Source organism: Bacillus cereus (genome assembly GCF_007678085.1).
GTDB lineage: Bacteria > Bacillota > Bacilli > Bacillales > Bacillaceae_G > Bacillus_A > Bacillus_A cereus_BE.
On sequence record NZ_VEDW01000009.1, the window covers coordinates 17019 to 34830 of the forward strand.

Consider the following 17812-nt stretch of genomic DNA (forward strand, 5'->3'; position numbering starts at 1 on the left):
CTTGAATAAGAAGCACTTATCCATGATATAATGTTATTTATAAGAACTGTGTAAAAGCCCGGTGAACGGGTTTTTTCATTTGCGCAAAAAAATGTACGTCAGGGAGGGAAGGACGCTCGTCCTAAATGAATGGAAAAAAGTTGGTATGTTGTCCATACTTATTCTGGATATGAAAATAAAGTAAAAGCAAACCTAGAGAAACGTGTAGAATCAATGGGTATGCAAGATAAAATTTTCCGTGTTGTTGTCCCGGAAGAAGTAGAAGTAGAAATGAAAAACGGTAAAGAGAAATTAATGAAAAGAAAAGTGTTCCCAGGTTATGTATTAGTAGAATTAATCATGACTGATGACTCTTGGTATGTTGTACGTAACACGCCAGGTGTAACTGGGTTCGTTGGTTCTTCTGGTTCTGGATCTAAACCATCACCTCTATTAGAAGAGGAAGTTGTTACCATTATGAAGCATATGGGAATGGACAACGAAGTGGTTGATTTCGACTTTGAACTTCATGAGACAGTGCGTGTAAATGAGGGGCCATTCGCAGATTATACAGGTGCTATTGAAGAAATTGATGTGGAGAAGAAAAAGGTTAGCGTGCTTGTGGACATGTTCGGTCGCGAGACTCCAGTTGAGCTTGACTTCCATCAAATTGAAAAATTATAAAATGAAACTTGAAATGAATTGTAAAAAGTGATAATATCTTTTAAGTCAGTACGTCTTCGTTATCGGAGACGTTTTTTGAAAGATTTTATCCTTACAGATAAAATATGACGTGGGAGGGCAAATCACTGTCCAATTGACCACATCACGGACTTAAGGAGGTGTGTCTCGTGGCTAAAAAGGTAATTAAAATGGTAAAGCTTCAAATTCCTGCAGGTAAAGCTAACCCAGCTCCACCAGTTGGTCCAGCATTAGGACAAGCAGGTGTTAACATCATGGGCTTCTGTAAAGAGTTTAACGCTCGTACAGCTGATCAAGCTGGTCTTATCATCCCTGTTGAAATTACGGTATTTGAGGACCGTTCATTCACTTTCATTACTAAAACTCCTCCTGCTGCTGTTCTTCTTAAGAAAGTAGCTGGTATTGAGTCTGGTTCTGGTGAACCAAACCGTAATAAAGTGGCAACTGTTAAGCGTGATAAAGTACGCGAAATCGCTGAAACTAAAATGCCTGACCTAAACGCTGCTAGCGTAGAAGCTGCAATGCGTATGGTTGAAGGTACTGCACGCAGTATGGGCATCGTTATCGAAGACTAATTCGATTTGTTTTTTTAAAAAGGTTGCGGGTCTGGAATTCCAATTCGCAACCTTTATTATCGTAAATGATTATCGTTTTTAAATAAATGGATGGCGCGCATCCTCAGGTTATACCTGAAAATAAGCGTAAACGTGGGAGGTTATTCCGCTAAAACCACATTCGAGGAGGAAATAAAAATGGCTAAAAGAGGTAAAAAGTACGTAGAAGCTGCAAAGCTTGTTGATCGTGCAACTGCTTACTCTGCAACAGAAGCAGTAGAATTAGTAAAGAAAACAAACACAGCTAAATTTGATGCGACTGTAGAAGTTGCATTCCGTTTAGGTGTTGACCCTAAGAAAGCTGACCAACAAATCCGTGGTGCAGTTGTTCTTCCACACGGTACTGGTAAAGTACAACGTGTATTAGTATTCGCTAAAGGTGAAAAGGCTAAAGAAGCTGAAGCTGCTGGAGCTGACTTCGTAGGCGATGCTGATTACATCGGTAAAATCCAACAAGGTTGGTTCGATTTCGATGTAGTAGTAGCAACTCCTGACATGATGGGTGAAGTTGGTAAACTTGGCCGCGTATTAGGACCTAAAGGTTTAATGCCAAACCCTAAAACTGGAACAGTTACTTTCGATGTAACTAAAGCTGTTAACGAAATCAAAGCTGGTAAAGTTGAATACCGCGTTGATAAAGCTGGTAACATCCACGTTCCAATCGGTAAAGTATCTTTCGAAGATGCTAAATTAGTAGAAAACTTCAGCACAATCGCTGACACTTTACAAAAAGTTAAGCCAGCTGCTGCAAAAGGTACTTACATGAAGAACGTAACAGTTGCTTCTACAATGGGACCTGGCGTACGTGTAGACGTTTCTACATTAGCGTAAATTTTGGAAGTTGACTTCATAAAGAAGTTTTTATATAATCATTTATGTTGTGAATTTAATTAGTGTACCGTAGACAGTAGGTGTCAATAGACTTAATTTCCTACCTAGGTGTTAATATACGAAACGGAATTTTTTTCTGTGACTATATGCCTCCATGTCTACAAGTTGGGCATGGAGGTTTTTAGTGCACTTTCGGTACATCTTCTATATAATCTACAGGAGGTGTAATAACATGAGCAAAGTAATCGAAACTAAACAACAAGTTGTAACTGAAATCGCGGACAAACTTCGCGCTAGTAAATCTACAATTGTTGTTGACTACCGTGGTTTAACGGTTTCTGAAGCAACAGAATTACGTAAGCAATTACGTGAAGCTGGCGTTGAGTTCAAAGTTTACAAAAACTCTCTAACTCGTCGTGCTGCAGAGTCTGCTGAAATGGCTGAGTTAAATGAATTCTTAACAGGACCAAACGCAATCGCGTTCAGTAACGAGGATGTAGTTGCTCCTGCGAAAGTATTAAACGACTTCGCTAAAGATCATGAAGCTTTAGAAATTAAAGCGGGCGTAATCGAAGGTAAACTTGTAACACTTGATGAGGTTAAAGCTATCGCTACTCTTCCATCACGTGAAGGCTTACTTTCTATGCTTCTTAGCGTTCTTCAAGCTCCAATCCGTAACCTTGCACTTGCTACTAAAGCAGTTGCAGAACAAAAGGAAGAGCAAGGCGCTTAATTTTTTAAAAGATAATTACGTATTATCGATAAAACAATACAAACCTATTTAAGGGAGGATATTTACAATGACTAAAGAACAAATCATTGAAGCAGTTAAATCTATGACTGTATTAGAACTTAACGACTTAGTAAAAGCTATCGAGGAAGAATTCGGCGTAACTGCTGCTGCTCCTGTAGCTGTTGCTGGTGGCGCTGGAGAAGCTGCTGCTGAGAAAACTGAATTTGATGTGGAACTAACTAGCGCTGGTGCACAAAAAATCAAAGTTATCAAAGTTGTTCGTGAAATCACTGGTCTTGGCTTAAAAGAAGCTAAAGAATTAGTTGACAACACTCCAAAAGTAATCAAAGAAGCTGCTGCTAAAGAAGAAGCTGAAGAAATCAAAGCTAAACTTGAAGAAGTTGGCGCTGCTGTAGAAGTTAAGTAATTAACTTTTGATGCTTTAAAAAAAGCTCGCTCTCATGCGAGCTTTTTTTTTAACTGTAAAGAAAAGAGGTGGCCATATGGCAGACCATTATTTTTCTAACGACCCTTCTAGTAAAAGTGATCGTAAGCGATGGGAATTTACGCTTCGTGGATCTCAATTTACTTTCTTATCTGACCGTGGGGTGTTCTCGAAAAACGAAGTGGACTTTGGTTCTCGTCTTTTAATTGAAGCGTTTCAAGTGCCGGATATTAAAGGTGATATATTAGACGTAGGTTGTGGATATGGACCAATTGGTTTATCGTTGGCGAAAGAGTTTCAAGACCGTAAAGTTCACATGGTGGATGTGAATGAAAGGGCGCTTGAGCTTGCGAAAGAAAATGCCGCTAACAATAGAATTGGAAATGTACACATTTTTCAAAGTAGCGTCTATGAAAATGTAGATGGTATGTATGCTGCTATTCTATCTAATCCTCCAATTCGTGCAGGTAAAGATATCGTGCATGAGATTTTAGAGAAGGCTGTAGAGTATTTAGTTCCAGGTGGAGAGTTGTGGATTGTTATTCAAAAGAAGCAAGGTGCGCCATCTGCACTGAAGAAATTAGAAGAAGTATTTTCTGAAGTCGAAGTTGTAGAAAAGAAAAAAGGATATTATATCATAAAATCAAAAAAACGTTGACGGTTATTTTTGGCTATGTTAACATTATACAATGCCAATATATGATTTTCTGCGTTGAGAAAGATGTATATTTTTGTTTCTCTTGGAAAAGATAGTAAAATCAGCAGATTATGAAACAGAATGATGGTTTTCTTATAGAAGCCATTTTTCTTTTTTGAGCAGGTAGAAAGACTCAACGTATTTATCTTTAAGAGAAAAAGACTACGCTAATAGCAGTAGTTGTATTTATTTGTGATTTTGCACAAATTTTTTTGTGCATTTATAATACTCATGATTTGAGGGGTGAAGCAGTTGACAGGTCAACTAGTTCAATACGGACGCCACCGCCAACGAAGAAGTTATGCCCGTATTAGTGAAGTATTAGAGTTACCAAATCTTATCGAAATTCAAACCTCTTCTTATCAGTGGTTTCTTGATGAGGGTTTGCGAGAAATGTTCCAAGACATTTCTCCGATTGAAGACTTTACGGGAAATCTATCGCTTGAATTTATCGACTACAGCTTAGGTGAACCTAAATACTCTGTAGACGAATGCAAAGAGCGTGATGTGACGTATGCAGCACCACTTCGTGTAAAAGTGCGTCTAATCAACAAGGAAACTGGTGAAGTAAAAGAACAAGATGTGTTCATGGGAGATTTCCCACTCATGACAGAGACTGGAACATTCGTAATTAACGGTGCAGAACGTGTTATCGTTTCCCAGTTAGTTCGCTCTCCAAGCGTATACTATAGTGGCAAAGTGGATAAAAACGGAAAACGTGGTTTTACTGCTACTGTAATTCCAAACCGCGGAGCTTGGTTAGAGTATGAGACAGATGCTAAGGATGTTGTATATGTGCGTATTGACCGTACGCGTAAACTTCCTGTAACTGTTTTGTTACGCGCATTAGGGTTTGGCTCTGATCAAGAAATCACCGAGCTTTTAGGTGATAACGAATACTTAAGCAACACATTAGAAAAAGACAACACAGATAGCACAGAAAAAGCATTGCTTGAAATTTATGAGCGTCTACGTCCTGGTGAACCACCAACAGTAGAAAATGCTAAGAGCTTACTTGTGTCTCGTTTCTTCGATCCGAAGCGCTACGATTTAGCAAATGTAGGTCGCTATAAGATCAACAAGAAGTTACACATTAAAAACAGATTGTTTAACCAACGCTTAGCTGAAACATTAGTGGATCCAGAAACTGGTGAAATTTTAGCGGCAGAAGGCACAATCTTAGATCGTCGTACACTTGATCGCATTTTACCTTACTTAGAGAAAAACATTGGATTCAAAACAGCGAAACCAATGGGTGGAGTGGTAGAAGGCGATGTTGAGCTGCAATCTATTAAGATTTATGCTCCTGAGTCAGAAGGCGAACGCGTAATTAATGTAATTGGTAATGCAAACATTACTCGTGATGTAAAACACATCACACCAGGTGATATCCTTGCTTCTATCAGTTACTTCTTCAACCTACTATACAAAGTAGGGGATACAGATGATATCGACCATTTAGGAAATCGTCGTCTGCGTTCTGTTGGAGAACTATTACAAAATCAATTCCGTATCGGTCTTTCTCGTATGGAACGTGTTGTTCGTGAGAGAATGTCGATCCAGGATACAAATGCAATTACACCACAGGCACTAATTAACATTCGTCCTGTTATTGCATCTATTAAAGAGTTCTTCGGAAGTTCTCAGTTATCTCAGTTCATGGACCAAACAAACCCATTAGCAGAGTTAACTCACAAACGAAGACTATCTGCATTAGGACCGGGTGGTTTAACGCGTGAGCGCGCAGGCTTTGAAGTGCGTGACGTTCACTACTCTCACTATGGTCGTATGTGTCCGATTGAAACACCAGAGGGACCAAACATCGGTTTGATTAACTCATTATCATCGTTCGCGAAAGTAAATGAGTTTGGTTTCATTGAAACGCCATACCGTCGTGTTGATCCAGAAACTGGTCTTGTAACAGGGCAGGTTGATTACTTAACTGCAGATGAAGAAGATAATTATGTTGTAGCCCAAGCGAATATGAAATTATCTGAAGAAGGAGAATTCCTTAGCGAAGATATCGTAGCTCGTTTCCGTGGTGAAAACATTGTCACAAATAAAGAACGCATCGACTACATGGATGTATCTCCAAAGCAAGTAGTGTCGGCAGCGACAGCTTGTATTCCGTTCTTAGAAAACGATGACTCTAACCGCGCACTTATGGGAGCGAACATGCAACGTCAGGCGGTTCCGTTAATGAATCCGGAATCTCCGATTGTAGGTACAGGTATGGAGTACGTATCAGCAAAAGACTCAGGTGCTGCAGTAATCTGTAAACATCCTGGTGTTGTTGAACGCGTAGAAGCACGTGAAGTTTGGGTACGTCGTTATGTAGAAGTTGACGGTCAAACAGTAAAAGGCGACTTAGATCGCTACAAAATGCAAAAATTCATTCGTTCTAACCAAGGAACTTGCTACAACCAACGTCCAATCGTAAGTGTTGGAAATGAAGTTGTAAAAGGTGAAATCCTTGCGGATGGTCCTTCTATGGAATTAGGTGAACTAGCACTTGGACGTAACGTGCTTGTTGGCTTCATGACTTGGGACGGTTATAACTACGAGGATGCGATCATTATGAGTGAGCGCCTTGTAAAAGATGATGTGTACACTTCTATTCATATTGAAGAATATGAGTCAGAAGCTCGTGATACGAAGCTTGGACCAGAAGAAATTACACGTGACATTCCAAACGTTGGGGAAGATGCGTTACGCAACCTTGACGAGCGCGGTATCATTCGCGTTGGTGCGGAAGTAAAAGATGGAGATTTACTTGTTGGTAAAGTAACACCAAAAGGTGTAACAGAATTAACAGCTGAAGAACGTCTATTACATGCTATCTTTGGAGAAAAAGCACGTGAAGTACGTGATACATCACTACGTGTACCACACGGTGGTGGCGGTATTATCTTAGACGTAAAAGTATTCAACCGTGAAGATGGCGATGAATTGCCACCAGGCGTGAATCAACTTGTACGTGCATATATCGTTCAAAAACGTAAAATCTCTGAAGGTGACAAAATGGCCGGACGTCACGGTAACAAAGGTGTTATCTCTCGTATTTTACCAGAAGAAGATATGCCTTACTTGCCAGACGGTACGCCAATCGATATCATGTTAAACCCATTAGGGGTACCATCTCGTATGAATATCGGTCAGGTATTAGAGCTTCATCTTGGTATGGCAGCAAGATACCTTGGTATTCACATTGCAACACCAGTATTCGATGGTGCTCGTGAGGAAGATGTTTGGGGTACGATTGAAGAAGCTGGTATGGCAAATGACGCGAAAACAATCCTGTATGACGGACGTACTGGTGAACCATTCGATAACCGCGTATCTGTTGGTGTCATGTATATGATCAAACTTGCGCACATGGTTGACGATAAACTTCATGCTCGTTCTACTGGACCATACTCACTTGTAACGCAGCAGCCTCTTGGAGGTAAAGCTCAGTTCGGTGGACAGCGTTTCGGTGAGATGGAGGTTTGGGCACTTGAAGCTTACGGTGCTGCTTATACTCTTCAAGAAATCTTAACAGTGAAGTCTGATGATGTTGTTGGACGTGTTAAGACGTACGAAGCAATTGTTAAAGGCGAAAATGTTCCAGAACCAGGCGTTCCTGAATCATTCAAAGTATTGATTAAAGAGCTGCAAAGTTTAGGTATGGACGTTAAAATGATGTCTAGCGACGATACAGAAATTGAAATGCGTGATACGGAAGATGACGATGATCATCAATCAGCAGATAAATTGAATGTCGAAGTTGAGACAACTAAGGAATAATTGGGATAACCTGTAGACTAAAAGGGAGGTAGGCCCCTTGATAGATGTAAATAACTTTGAATATATGAAGATTGGACTTGCTTCACCTGACAAGATTCGTTCTTGGTCATACGGTGAAGTTAAGAAACCAGAAACAATTAACTATCGTACGTTAAAGCCTGAAAAAGACGGCTTGTTCTGTGAGCGTATTTTCGGACCACAAAAGGACTGGGAATGTCATTGCGGAAAATACAAACGTGTACGTTATAAAGGTGTAGTTTGTGATCGATGTGGCGTTGAAGTAACGCGTGCAAAAGTACGTCGTGAGCGTATGGGTCATATCGAATTAGCTGCTCCTGTATCTCATATTTGGTATTTCAAAGGTATCCCGAGCCGCATGGGACTTGTCTTAGACATGTCCCCTCGCGCGCTTGAAGAAGTAATTTATTTCGCTTCTTATGTAGTAACAGAAAGTGGAGATACACCACTTGATAAGAAGCAATTACTTTCTGAAAAAGAATACCGTGCATATCGTGATCGATATGGTAGCACATTCCAAGCTGCTATGGGTGCAGAAGCGATTAAAAAGCTATTACAAGACATCGATTTAGATAAAGAAGTAGACTTCTTAAAAGAAGAATTAAAAACAGCACAAGGACAACGCCGTACTCGTGCTATTAAACGTCTAGAAGTATTAGAAGCATTCCGTAACTCTGGAAATGAGCCATCTTGGATGATCTTAGATGTTCTACCAGTAATCCCACCAGAACTACGCCCAATGGTACAGTTAGATGGTGGACGTTTTGCTACTTCTGACTTAAACGACTTATACCGTCGTGTAATTAACCGTAACAACCGTTTAAAACGTCTATTGGACTTAGGTGCACCAAGCATCATCGTTCAAAACGAAAAACGTATGTTACAAGAAGCTGTAGACGCATTAATCGATAATGGCCGTCGTGGCCGTCCAGTAACTGGACCAGGTAACCGTCCATTAAAATCACTATCTCACATGCTTAAAGGTAAACAAGGACGTTTCCGTCAAAACTTATTAGGTAAACGTGTTGACTACTCTGGCCGTTCTGTAATCGTTGTAGGACCGAACTTAAAGATGTATCAATGTGGCTTACCGAAAGAAATGGCGCTTGAACTGTTCAAGCCTTTCGTAATGAAAGAGTTAGTTGAAAAAGGATTAGCACACAACATTAAGAGTGCGAAACGTAAAATCGAGCGTGTACAACCTGAAGTTTGGGACGTTTTAGAATCTGTGATTAAAGAACATCCAGTACTTCTAAACCGCGCACCAACACTTCACCGTCTTGGTATCCAGGCGTTTGAACCTACATTAGTAGAAGGTCGCGCAATCCGTCTTCACCCACTTGTATGTACTGCATACAACGCGGACTTTGACGGTGACCAAATGGCAGTTCACGTTCCGTTATCATCAGAGGCACAAGCAGAAGCTCGTATTCTTATGTTAGCGGCACAAAACATCTTGAATCCAAAAGACGGAAAACCAGTTGTTACTCCATCTCAGGATATGGTATTAGGTAACTACTACTTAACACTTGAGCGTGAGGGTGCAATCGGTGAAGGTATGGTCTTCAAAGATGCAAACGAAGCAATACTTGCATACCAAAATGGATATGTACATCTGCACACACGTGTGGCAGTTGCTGCAAGTTCAGTAAATAATGTAACGTTTACTGAAGAGCAAAAGGGTAAGCTTCTATTAACAACAGTTGGTAAATTAATATTTAACGAAATCTTACCAGAGTCGTTCCCTTATATTAATGAACCAACAAACTCAAACCTTGAAAAAGAAACACCAGCGGAATATTTCGTTGAAAAAGGTGCGAACATTAAAGAAATTATTGCTAGTCGCGAAGAAGTGGCGCCATTCAGTAAGAAAATCCTTGGTAATATCATTGCGGAAGTGTTTAAACGTTTCAAAATTACAGAAACGTCTCGCATGCTTGACCGTATGAAAAACTTAGGATTCAAATACTCTACAAAAGCTGGTATTACAGTTGGGGTATCTGACATTCTTGTATTAGGCGAAAAAGATGAAATTCTCCACGAAGCGCAAGCAAAAGTGGATAATGTAATTAAACAATTCCGTCGCGGTTTAATCACGGAAGAAGAACGTTACGATCGCGTTATCTCTATTTGGAGTAATGCAAAAGATGTTATTCAAGGAAAACTGATGAAGTCCCTGAATAAACGCAACCCAATCTTCATGATGAGTGATTCCGGTGCCCGTGGTAACGCATCGAACTTTACTCAGCTTGCTGGTATGCGTGGTCTGATGGCCAATCCATCTGGTCGTATCATCGAACTTCCAATCAAATCAAGTTTCCGTGAAGGTTTAACAGTACTTGAGTACTTCATCTCTACGCATGGTGCGCGTAAAGGTCTTGCCGATACAGCACTGAAAACTGCCGATTCTGGTTACTTAACACGTCGTCTTGTTGACGTTGCACAAGATGTAATTGTTCGTGAAGATGATTGTGGAACAGATCGCGGTTTATTAATTGGTGCGATTAAAGAGGGTAATGAAGTTATCGAGTCATTATATGATCGTCTTGTTGGACGTTTTGCACGAAAAACTGTAAAACATCCTGAAACAGGTGAAGTATTAGTTGCTGAAAATCAATTAATTACTGAAGATATCGCTCATATCGTTGAAAACTCGGGTGTTGAAACTGTAAACATTCGTTCAGCGTTCACGTGTAACACTCGCCACGGTGTATGTAAGAAGTGTTACGGTCGTAACTTAGCAACTGGAACAGACGTAGAAGTAGGAGAAGCGGTAGGTATTATCGCAGCTCAATCTATCGGTGAGCCAGGTACACAGTTAACGATGCGTACATTCCATACAGGTGGGGTTGCCGGAGATGATATCACACAAGGTTTACCTCGTATCCAAGAGATCTTCGAAGCTCGTAATCCGAAAGGTCAGGCAGTTATCAGTGAAATCGACGGTGTTATCGCAGCGATCAACGATGTTAAAGATCGCCAGGAAGTAGTAGTACAAGGTGAAGTTGAAGCTCGTACGTATGCTATTCCTTACGGTGCTCGTCTGAAAGTAATTCCAGGACAGCAAATTAGCCACGGTAAAGAGTTAACAGAAGGTTCTATTGATCCGAAAGAATTATTAAAAGTAACGGACATTACGGCAGTTCAAGAATACTTATTACGTGAAGTTCAAAAAGTATACCGTATGCAAGGGGTAGAAATTGGTGACAAACACGTAGAAGTAATGGTACGCCAAATGTTACGTAAAGTTCGTGTGAGTGATGCGGGTGAAACAGATGTATTACCAGGAACATTACTAGATATCCATCAGTTTACTGATGCGAATGCGAAGGTGTTACTGCAAGGTAAACAACCAGCAACAGCTAGACCTGTTCTACTTGGTATTACAAAAGCTTCACTTGAAACAGATTCATTCTTATCTGCAGCATCGTTCCAAGAAACAACTCGTGTCTTAACTGATGCAGCAATTAAGGGTAAACGCGATGAGCTTCTAGGATTGAAAGAAAATGTTATTATCGGTAAGCTTGTTCCAGCAGGAACAGGTATGAATCGTTATCGCAAAGTGGATCTTGTAAAAACAACACAAGATGACATGAATGTAGAAAACGATGAAGTTTATGTGGAACAGTAAAATTTTCCGTCGTAAATTTTGTATAAAAACAGTTAATCCTAGTTGACATTGTATGAGTCAAAATGTTACTATAAGCAAGGTTGCTCCTGAACGATGCTTTGGAGGATATTTATATGTCTTATCAAAAAGTGTCAAATGCTGAAAATGTAGTCGTTGGTCATAAACGCACATTGGAGGCAATCAAAAATGGTATAGTTAAAGAAGTTGTCATTGCGGAAGATGCTGATATGCGGTTAACCCATATTATCATTCGTACTGCATTGCAACATAACATACCCATAACCAAAGTTGAATCAGTTCGTGAACTTGGAAAAGTTTCGGGGATTCAAGTGGGAGCTTCAGCAATAGGAATAATAAGTTAAAACTGTTTTTGTGAGGAGAGAGCATTTGCTCTCCCTTGCAAAAACTTTGTTTTCAACTAATAATGAACCACCTGGATATGTGGTCATACAAACATGCGAAGGGAGGATAATCAAATGCCTACTATTAACCAATTAGTGAGAAATGGTCGTACTGATAAAGTATGGAAATCTAAATCACCTGCGTTAAACAAAGGGTTCAACTCTTTAAAGAAAAAATCAACTGATATCTCTGCACCTCAAAAACGTGGTGTATGTACTCGTGTTGGTACAATGACTCCAAAGAAACCTAACTCAGCGTTACGTAAATACGCTCGTGTACGTTTAACAAACGGTATCGAGGTTACAGCTTACATCCCAGGTATCGGTCATAACCTACAAGAGCATAGCGTAGTATTAATTCGCGGTGGTCGTGTAAAGGATTTACCGGGGGTACGTTACCACATCGTTCGTGGTGCGCTTGACACAGCTGGTGTTGACAAACGTATGCAAGGACGTTCTAAATATGGTACTAAGAGACCAAAACCTGCTAAAAAATAATAACTTTAAAATGAAAGGAGGAACTCAATATGCCTCGTAAAGGACCTGTTGCGAAACGTGACGTGTTACCAGATCCAATGTACAATTCGAAGCTAGTAACACGCCTTATCAACAAAATGATGGTTGACGGTAAAAAAGGTAAATCTCAAACAATTCTTTATAATGCGTTCGATATCGTAAACGAACGTACTGGTAAAGAGCCAATGGAAGTATTCGAGCAAGCTCTTAAGAACATTATGCCTGTTCTTGAAGTACGCGCTCGTCGTGTTGGTGGTGCTAACTACCAAGTTCCAGTTGAGGTTCGTCCAGAACGCCGTACAACTTTAGGTCTTCGTTGGTTAGTAAACTACGCTCGTCTTCGTGGTGAAAAAACTATGGAAGAGCGTCTTGCTAACGAAATCTTAGATGCAGCTAACAACGCTGGTGCATCAGTTAAGAAACGTGAAGACACTCATAAAATGGCAGAAGCTAACAAAGCATTTGCTCATTACCGTTGGTAGGATTCAACGTAAAATAAATGTAAGCATAAACCGCTTTATTTGTCGCTTATGGAAGTGTGGAGAGGGAGAATGCCTCTCCCTTTCGTTGGGCGCTCGTTTTACATAATGAGGGTACTGGACATACTGACATGTGTAACAATATAAAGTGGCTTTTTTGCTACTTAAAATAAAAAATCCAATCCATATATGGAAGGAGCAAGACACCAAATGGCAAGAGAGTTCTCTTTAGAAAACACTCGTAATATTGGTATCATGGCTCACATCGATGCTGGTAAAACAACAGCAACTGAGCGTATTCTGTATTACACAGGACGTATTCATAAAATCGGTGAAACTCACGAAGGTGCATCTCAGATGGACTGGATGGAGCAAGAGCAAGAGCGTGGTATCACAATTACTTCTGCTGCAACTACAGCACAATGGAAAGGTCACCGTGTAAACATCATTGACACTCCAGGTCACGTAGACTTCACAGTAGAAGTAGAACGTTCTTTACGCGTACTTGATGGCGCGGTAGCAGTACTTGATGCACAATCTGGTGTAGAACCACAAACAGAAACTGTTTGGCGTCAGGCTACTACTTACGGCGTACCTCGTATCGTATTCGTTAACAAAATGGATAAAATTGGTGCAGATTTCTTATACTCTGTAGGAACAATCCACGATCGTTTACAAGCAAACGCACACCCAATTCAGTTGCCAATCGGTGCTGAAGATGAGTTCAATGGTATCATTGACCTTGTTGAAGAATGTGCTTACATGTACGGTAACGATTTAGGAACAGACATTCAACGTGTTGAAATTCCTGAAGAGCACAAAGAATTAGCTGAAGAATACCGTGGAAAGCTTATTGAAGCGGTAGCTGAGCTTGATGAAGAAATGATGATGAAGTACCTAGAAGGTGAAGAAATCACTGTAGAAGAGCTTAAAGCTGGTATCCGTAAGGCTACAACTTCTGTAGAATTCTTCCCAGTAATCTGTGGTTCTGCATTCAAAAACAAAGGTGTTCAAATTCTGTTAGACGCAGTTATCGACTACCTACCATCTCCATTAGACGTACCAGCTATTAAAGGTACTCTTCCGGATACAGATGAAGAAGTAGAACGTAAGTCTAGCGATGAAGAACCATTCGCAGCTTTAGCATTCAAAATCATGACTGACCCTTATGTTGGTAAGTTAACGTTCTTCCGTGTGTACTCTGGTGTGTTAAACTCTGGATCATACGTGAAAAACTCAACTAAAGGTAAGCGTGAGCGTGTAGGTCGTATCCTACAAATGCACGCTAACAGCCGTGAAGAGATCTCAACAGTTTACGCTGGTGATATCGCTGCTGCTGTAGGTTTAAAAGATACTACTACTGGTGATACTCTTTGTGACGAGAAGAGCCTTGTTATCCTTGAGTCTATGGAATTCCCAGAGCCAGTTATCTCTGTAGCTATCGAACCAAAATCAAAAGCTGACCAAGATAAAATGGGTACAGCATTATCTAAGCTTTCTGAAGAAGATCCAACATTCCGTGCTCACACTGACCAAGAAACTGGCCAAACAATCATCGCTGGTATGGGTGAACTTCACCTTGATATCATCGTTGACCGTATGCGCCGTGAATTCAAAGTTGAAGCAAACGTTGGTGCTCCTCAGGTAGCATACCGTGAGACTTTCCGCGCTGCTGCGAAAGTTGAAGGTAAGTTCGCTCGTCAATCTGGTGGACGTGGACAATTCGGTCACGTTTGGATTGAGTTCGAACCTAACGAAGAAGGTAAAGGATTCGAATTCGAAAACAAGATCGTCGGTGGTGTAGTTCCTCGTGAATACATCCCAGCTGTTGGAGCAGGTCTTGAAGATGCACTTAAAAATGGTGTACTAGCTGGTTATCCACTAGTTGACATTAAAGCTGCATTAGTTGACGGATCTTACCATGATGTCGATTCATCTGAGATGGCGTTCAAAATCGCTGCATCTATGGCACTTAAAGCTGCGGTTTCTAAATGTAGCCCAGTAATTCTTGAGCCAATGATGAAAGTTGAAGTTGTAATTCCTGAAGAGTACATGGGTGACATTATGGGTGACGTAACATCTCGTCGTGGACGTGTAGAAGGTATGGAAGCTCGCGGTAACGCTCAAGTTGTTCGCGCTATGGTTCCACTTTCTGAAATGTTCGGTTATGCAACGTCATTACGTTCTAACACTCAAGGACGCGGAACATTCTCTATGGTGTTTGACCACTATGAAGAAGTACCAAAGTCTGTTTCTGAAGAAATTATCAAAAAAAATAAAGGTGAATAATTGATTTTTATCGATTCTTCACGTATAACTACTTATGTAAGCTTAGAAAGTGGGGCGCAAGTTTCACTTTCTAGCCTAAATATAAAATAACCTATATAAACTAAGGAGGAATTTAGAATGGCTAAAGCTAAATTCGAACGTTCTAAACCCCATGTTAACATCGGTACAATCGGCCACGTTGACCATGGTAAAACTACATTAACTGCTGCGATCACTACAGTTCTTGCAAAAGCTGGTGGTGCTGAAGCACGCGGATACGATCAAATCGATGCTGCTCCAGAAGAAAGAGAGCGCGGTATCACAATCTCAACTGCACACGTTGAGTACGAAACTGAAACTCGTCACTATGCACACGTTGACTGCCCAGGTCACGCTGACTATGTTAAAAACATGATCACTGGTGCTGCTCAAATGGACGGCGGTATCTTAGTAGTATCTGCTGCTGATGGCCCAATGCCTCAAACACGTGAGCACATCCTTCTTTCTCGTCAAGTAGGTGTTCCTTACATCGTTGTATTCTTAAACAAATGCGACATGGTAGACGACGAAGAATTATTAGAATTAGTAGAAATGGAAGTTCGCGACCTATTATCTGAATACGGATTCCCAGGCGACGACATTCCTGTAATCAAAGGTTCTGCTCTTAAAGCTCTTCAAGGAGAAGCTGATTGGGAAGCAAAAATCATTGAATTAATGGCTGAAGTTGATGCTTACATCCCAACTCCAGAACGTGAAACTGACAAACCATTCTTAATGCCTGTAGAGGATGTATTCTCTATCACAGGTCGTGGTACAGTTGCTACTGGTCGTGTTGAGCGCGGTATCGTTAAAGTTGGTGACGTAGTAGAAATCATCGGTCTTGCTGAAGAAAATGCTTCTACAACTGTAACTGGTGTAGAGATGTTCCGTAAACTTCTTGACCAAGCTCAAGCTGGAGACAACATCGGTGCTTTACTTCGTGGGGTTGCTCGTGAAGACATCCAACGTGGACAAGTACTTGCAAAAAGCGGTTCTGTAAAAGCTCACGCTAAATTCAAAGCTGAAGTTTTCGTATTATCTAAAGAAGAAGGTGGACGTCACACTCCATTCTTCGCTAACTACCGTCCTCAGTTCTACTTCCGTACAACTGACGTAACTGGTATCATCCAATTACCAGAAGGTACTGAAATGGTAATGCCTGGTGACAACATCGAAATGACTATCGAACTTATCGCTCCAATCGCTATCGAAGAGGGAACTAAATTCTCTATTCGTGAAGGTGGACGTACAGTAGGTTACGGTGTAGTTGCTACTATCGTTGCTGAGTAATCTTTAAATAGATTATTAAAAACTCAAGGGATTCTCCCTTGAGTTTTTTTTATTGCTTATTAATATAGAAGAAAGAGGCGTGTTTTCTATTTTTGAATGAGTTTCTTCTATAGTATATAAAACAAGAAGTAACATCCAAAAACTGTAAGTCGAATAAGAACAGATGAAAACTTGAAATTCTTTAAAGTGCCATGTATAATAGCAAAAGTAGAGAAAAGCAGATGCAAACAAAAAGATGCTTGCATCTAGACGAATAACATTGTATAATAGACAATGTTGGTCTTTGACTGCGATGAAGTGGAAGGTTGCTGACACACCCGGCCGCTTTGCCATGGCATGGTGTGGGGAAATTTCCATGGAGAAGGTCTATTTTAGAAATAGGCGAACGAAGGAGGGAAAATAATGGCAAAAGAAAAAATTCGTATCCGTTTAAAAGCTTACGATCACCGTATTCTTGATCAGTCAGCTGAGAAAATTGTAGAAACAGCTAAGCGTTCTGGGGCAACAGTTTCTGGTCCGATCCCATTACCAACTGAAAAGACTGTTTACACAATTCTTCGTGCTGTTCATAAGTACAAAGATTCTCGTGAGCAATTCGAAATGCGCACGCACAAACGTCTAATCGACATCGTGAGTCCTACTCCACAAACAGTAGATTCATTAATGCGTTTAGACTTACCATCTGGTGTAGATATCGAAATCAAACTATAATTTATATAACTTAAAAATGTAGGAGGTGTAACTCATGACCAAAGGAATCTTAGGAAGAAAGATCGGTATGACTCAAGTATTTGCTGAGAACGGTGAGTTAATCCCAGTAACAGTTATCGCTGCTAATCCAAACGTTGTTCTTCAAAAGAAAACAACTGAAACTGATGGCTACAATGCAATCCAGTTAGGATTTGAAGATAAACGTGAAAAGTTAACTAACAAACCTGAACAAGGCCACACTGCTAAAGCATCTACAACTCCTAAGCGCTTCATTCGCGAAATCCGCGATGCAGACGTGGACGGATTAGAGGTTGGTCAAGAGCTAAAAGTTGACGTATTCGCTGCAGGTGAAATCGTTGATGTAACAGGAATTTCTAAAGGTAAAGGTTTCCAAGGTGTTATCAAACGCCACGGACAATCTCGCGGACCTATGTCTCATGGTTCTCGTTATCACCGTCGTCCAGGTTCAATGGGCCCAGTTGCTCCGAACCGTGTATTCAAAGGCAAAAAACTTGCTGGACGTATGGGTGGAGACCAAGTTACTATCCAAAACTTAGAAATCGTTCAAGTTGACACTGAGCGCAACTTATTACTAGTAAAAGGTAACGTTCCAGGTGCTAAGAAATCTCTTGTAGTTGTTCAAGGCGCTGTGAAGGTTAGCAAATAATTCAC

General features: G+C 40.6%; 15 protein-coding genes and 1 other annotated feature. All 15 genes read left to right on the forward strand.

What is annotated here, in order from left to right:
* The first annotated feature begins 129 nt into the window (after positions 1-129).
* The 15 genes from nusG to rplC all read left to right on the forward strand — a co-directional run bounded on the left by nusG (position 130) and on the right by rplC (position 17807).
* Complete coding sequence (nusG, locus tag FS742_RS25790) at positions 130-663, forward strand: transcription termination/antitermination protein NusG (RefSeq protein WP_000415794.1); 534 nt, start codon at positions 130-132, stop codon at positions 661-663.
* A gap of 167 nt (positions 664-830) precedes the next feature.
* Complete coding sequence (rplK, locus tag FS742_RS25795) at positions 831-1256, forward strand: 50S ribosomal protein L11 (protein WP_001085872.1); 426 nt, start codon at positions 831-833, stop codon at positions 1254-1256.
* 177 nt (positions 1257-1433) lie between these two features.
* Complete coding sequence (rplA, locus tag FS742_RS25800) at positions 1434-2126, forward strand: 50S ribosomal protein L1 (RefSeq protein ID WP_002070162.1); 693 nt, start codon at positions 1434-1436, stop codon at positions 2124-2126.
* A gap of 49 nt (positions 2127-2175) precedes the next feature.
* Positions 2176-2319, forward strand: a sequence feature (ribosomal protein L10 leader region).
* A gap of 39 nt (positions 2320-2358) precedes the next feature.
* On the forward strand, positions 2359-2859 hold the full coding sequence (gene rplJ, locus FS742_RS25805; RefSeq protein WP_144616205.1) for a 50S ribosomal protein L10: 501 nt from the start codon (positions 2359-2361) through the stop codon (positions 2857-2859).
* A gap of 67 nt (positions 2860-2926) precedes the next feature.
* A complete protein-coding gene (rplL, locus tag FS742_RS25810; RefSeq protein ID WP_000159736.1) occupies positions 2927-3286 on the forward strand; it encodes a 50S ribosomal protein L7/L12 in 360 nt (119 codons plus the stop codon).
* Between the two features lie 76 nt (positions 3287-3362).
* Positions 3363-3962 carry a class I SAM-dependent methyltransferase gene (locus tag FS742_RS25815; RefSeq protein ID WP_000763283.1) on the forward strand — a complete coding sequence of 200 codons (600 nt, stop codon included), beginning with the start codon at positions 3363-3365 and terminating at the stop codon, positions 3960-3962.
* 291 nt (positions 3963-4253) lie between these two features.
* Entirely contained in the window at positions 4254-7787 is a 3534-nt protein-coding gene (gene rpoB / locus FS742_RS25820; RefSeq protein WP_060629208.1) for a DNA-directed RNA polymerase subunit beta, read from the forward strand.
* 37 nt (positions 7788-7824) lie between these two features.
* On the forward strand, positions 7825-11436 hold the full coding sequence (gene rpoC, locus FS742_RS25825) for a DNA-directed RNA polymerase subunit beta' (RefSeq protein ID WP_144616207.1): 3612 nt from the start codon (positions 7825-7827) through the stop codon (positions 11434-11436).
* A 113-nt stretch (positions 11437-11549) separates the two neighbouring features.
* On the forward strand, positions 11550-11798 hold the full coding sequence (locus FS742_RS25830) for a ribosomal L7Ae/L30e/S12e/Gadd45 family protein (protein ID WP_144616209.1): 249 nt from the start codon (positions 11550-11552) through the stop codon (positions 11796-11798).
* Positions 11799-11912: 114 nt separating this feature from the next.
* Positions 11913-12335 carry a 30S ribosomal protein S12 gene (rpsL, locus tag FS742_RS25835; RefSeq protein WP_001142341.1) on the forward strand — a complete coding sequence of 141 codons (423 nt, stop codon included), beginning with the start codon at positions 11913-11915 and terminating at the stop codon, positions 12333-12335.
* Positions 12336-12364: 29 nt separating this feature from the next.
* Positions 12365-12835 (forward strand): 30S ribosomal protein S7, encoded by a 471-nt coding sequence (rpsG, locus tag FS742_RS25840; RefSeq protein ID WP_001137491.1) that lies wholly within the window; start codon positions 12365-12367, stop codon positions 12833-12835.
* A gap of 207 nt (positions 12836-13042) precedes the next feature.
* Positions 13043-15121: an elongation factor G gene (gene fusA, locus FS742_RS25845; RefSeq protein ID WP_000090370.1), complete on the forward strand. Its 2079-nt coding sequence runs from the start codon at positions 13043-13045 to the stop codon at positions 15119-15121.
* Positions 15122-15238: 117 nt separating this feature from the next.
* Positions 15239-16429 (forward strand): elongation factor Tu, encoded by a 1191-nt coding sequence (gene tuf / locus FS742_RS25850; RefSeq protein ID WP_001029613.1) that lies wholly within the window; start codon positions 15239-15241, stop codon positions 16427-16429.
* Positions 16430-16831: 402 nt separating this feature from the next.
* The gene (rpsJ, locus tag FS742_RS25855) at positions 16832-17140 is read left to right on the forward strand and encodes a 30S ribosomal protein S10 (RefSeq protein ID WP_001040596.1); all 309 of its coding nucleotides are present in this window, start codon (positions 16832-16834) and stop codon (positions 17138-17140) included.
* Positions 17141-17174: 34 nt separating this feature from the next.
* Positions 17175-17807 (forward strand): 50S ribosomal protein L3, encoded by a 633-nt coding sequence (gene rplC, locus FS742_RS25860; RefSeq protein WP_048526367.1) that lies wholly within the window; start codon positions 17175-17177, stop codon positions 17805-17807.
* Positions 17808-17812: the final 5 nt, after the last annotated feature.

What these genes read in the sequence shown, in the direction of transcription:
- rplJ (WP_144616205.1), top strand. Translation starts at nt 2,359, where the DNA reads ATGAGCAAAGTAATCGAAACTAAACAACAAGTTGTAACTGAAATCGCG.
- rplL (WP_000159736.1), top strand. Translation starts at nt 2,927, where the DNA reads ATGACTAAAGAACAAATCATTGAAGCAGTTAAATCTATGACTGTATTA.
- fusA (WP_000090370.1), top strand. Translation starts at nt 13,043, where the DNA reads ATGGCAAGAGAGTTCTCTTTAGAAAACACTCGTAATATTGGTATCATG.
- tuf (WP_001029613.1), top strand. Translation starts at nt 15,239, where the DNA reads ATGGCTAAAGCTAAATTCGAACGTTCTAAACCCCATGTTAACATCGGT.
- nusG (WP_000415794.1), top strand. Translation starts at nt 130, where the DNA reads ATGGAAAAAAGTTGGTATGTTGTCCATACTTATTCTGGATATGAAAAT.
- FS742_RS25830 (WP_144616209.1), top strand. Translation starts at nt 11,550, where the DNA reads ATGTCTTATCAAAAAGTGTCAAATGCTGAAAATGTAGTCGTTGGTCAT.
- FS742_RS25815 (WP_000763283.1), top strand. Translation starts at nt 3,363, where the DNA reads ATGGCAGACCATTATTTTTCTAACGACCCTTCTAGTAAAAGTGATCGT.
- rplC (WP_048526367.1), top strand. Translation starts at nt 17,175, where the DNA reads ATGACCAAAGGAATCTTAGGAAGAAAGATCGGTATGACTCAAGTATTT.
- rpsL (WP_001142341.1), top strand. Translation starts at nt 11,913, where the DNA reads ATGCCTACTATTAACCAATTAGTGAGAAATGGTCGTACTGATAAAGTA.
- rpsJ (WP_001040596.1), top strand. Translation starts at nt 16,832, where the DNA reads ATGGCAAAAGAAAAAATTCGTATCCGTTTAAAAGCTTACGATCACCGT.
- rpsG (WP_001137491.1), top strand. Translation starts at nt 12,365, where the DNA reads ATGCCTCGTAAAGGACCTGTTGCGAAACGTGACGTGTTACCAGATCCA.
- rplA (WP_002070162.1), top strand. Translation starts at nt 1,434, where the DNA reads ATGGCTAAAAGAGGTAAAAAGTACGTAGAAGCTGCAAAGCTTGTTGAT.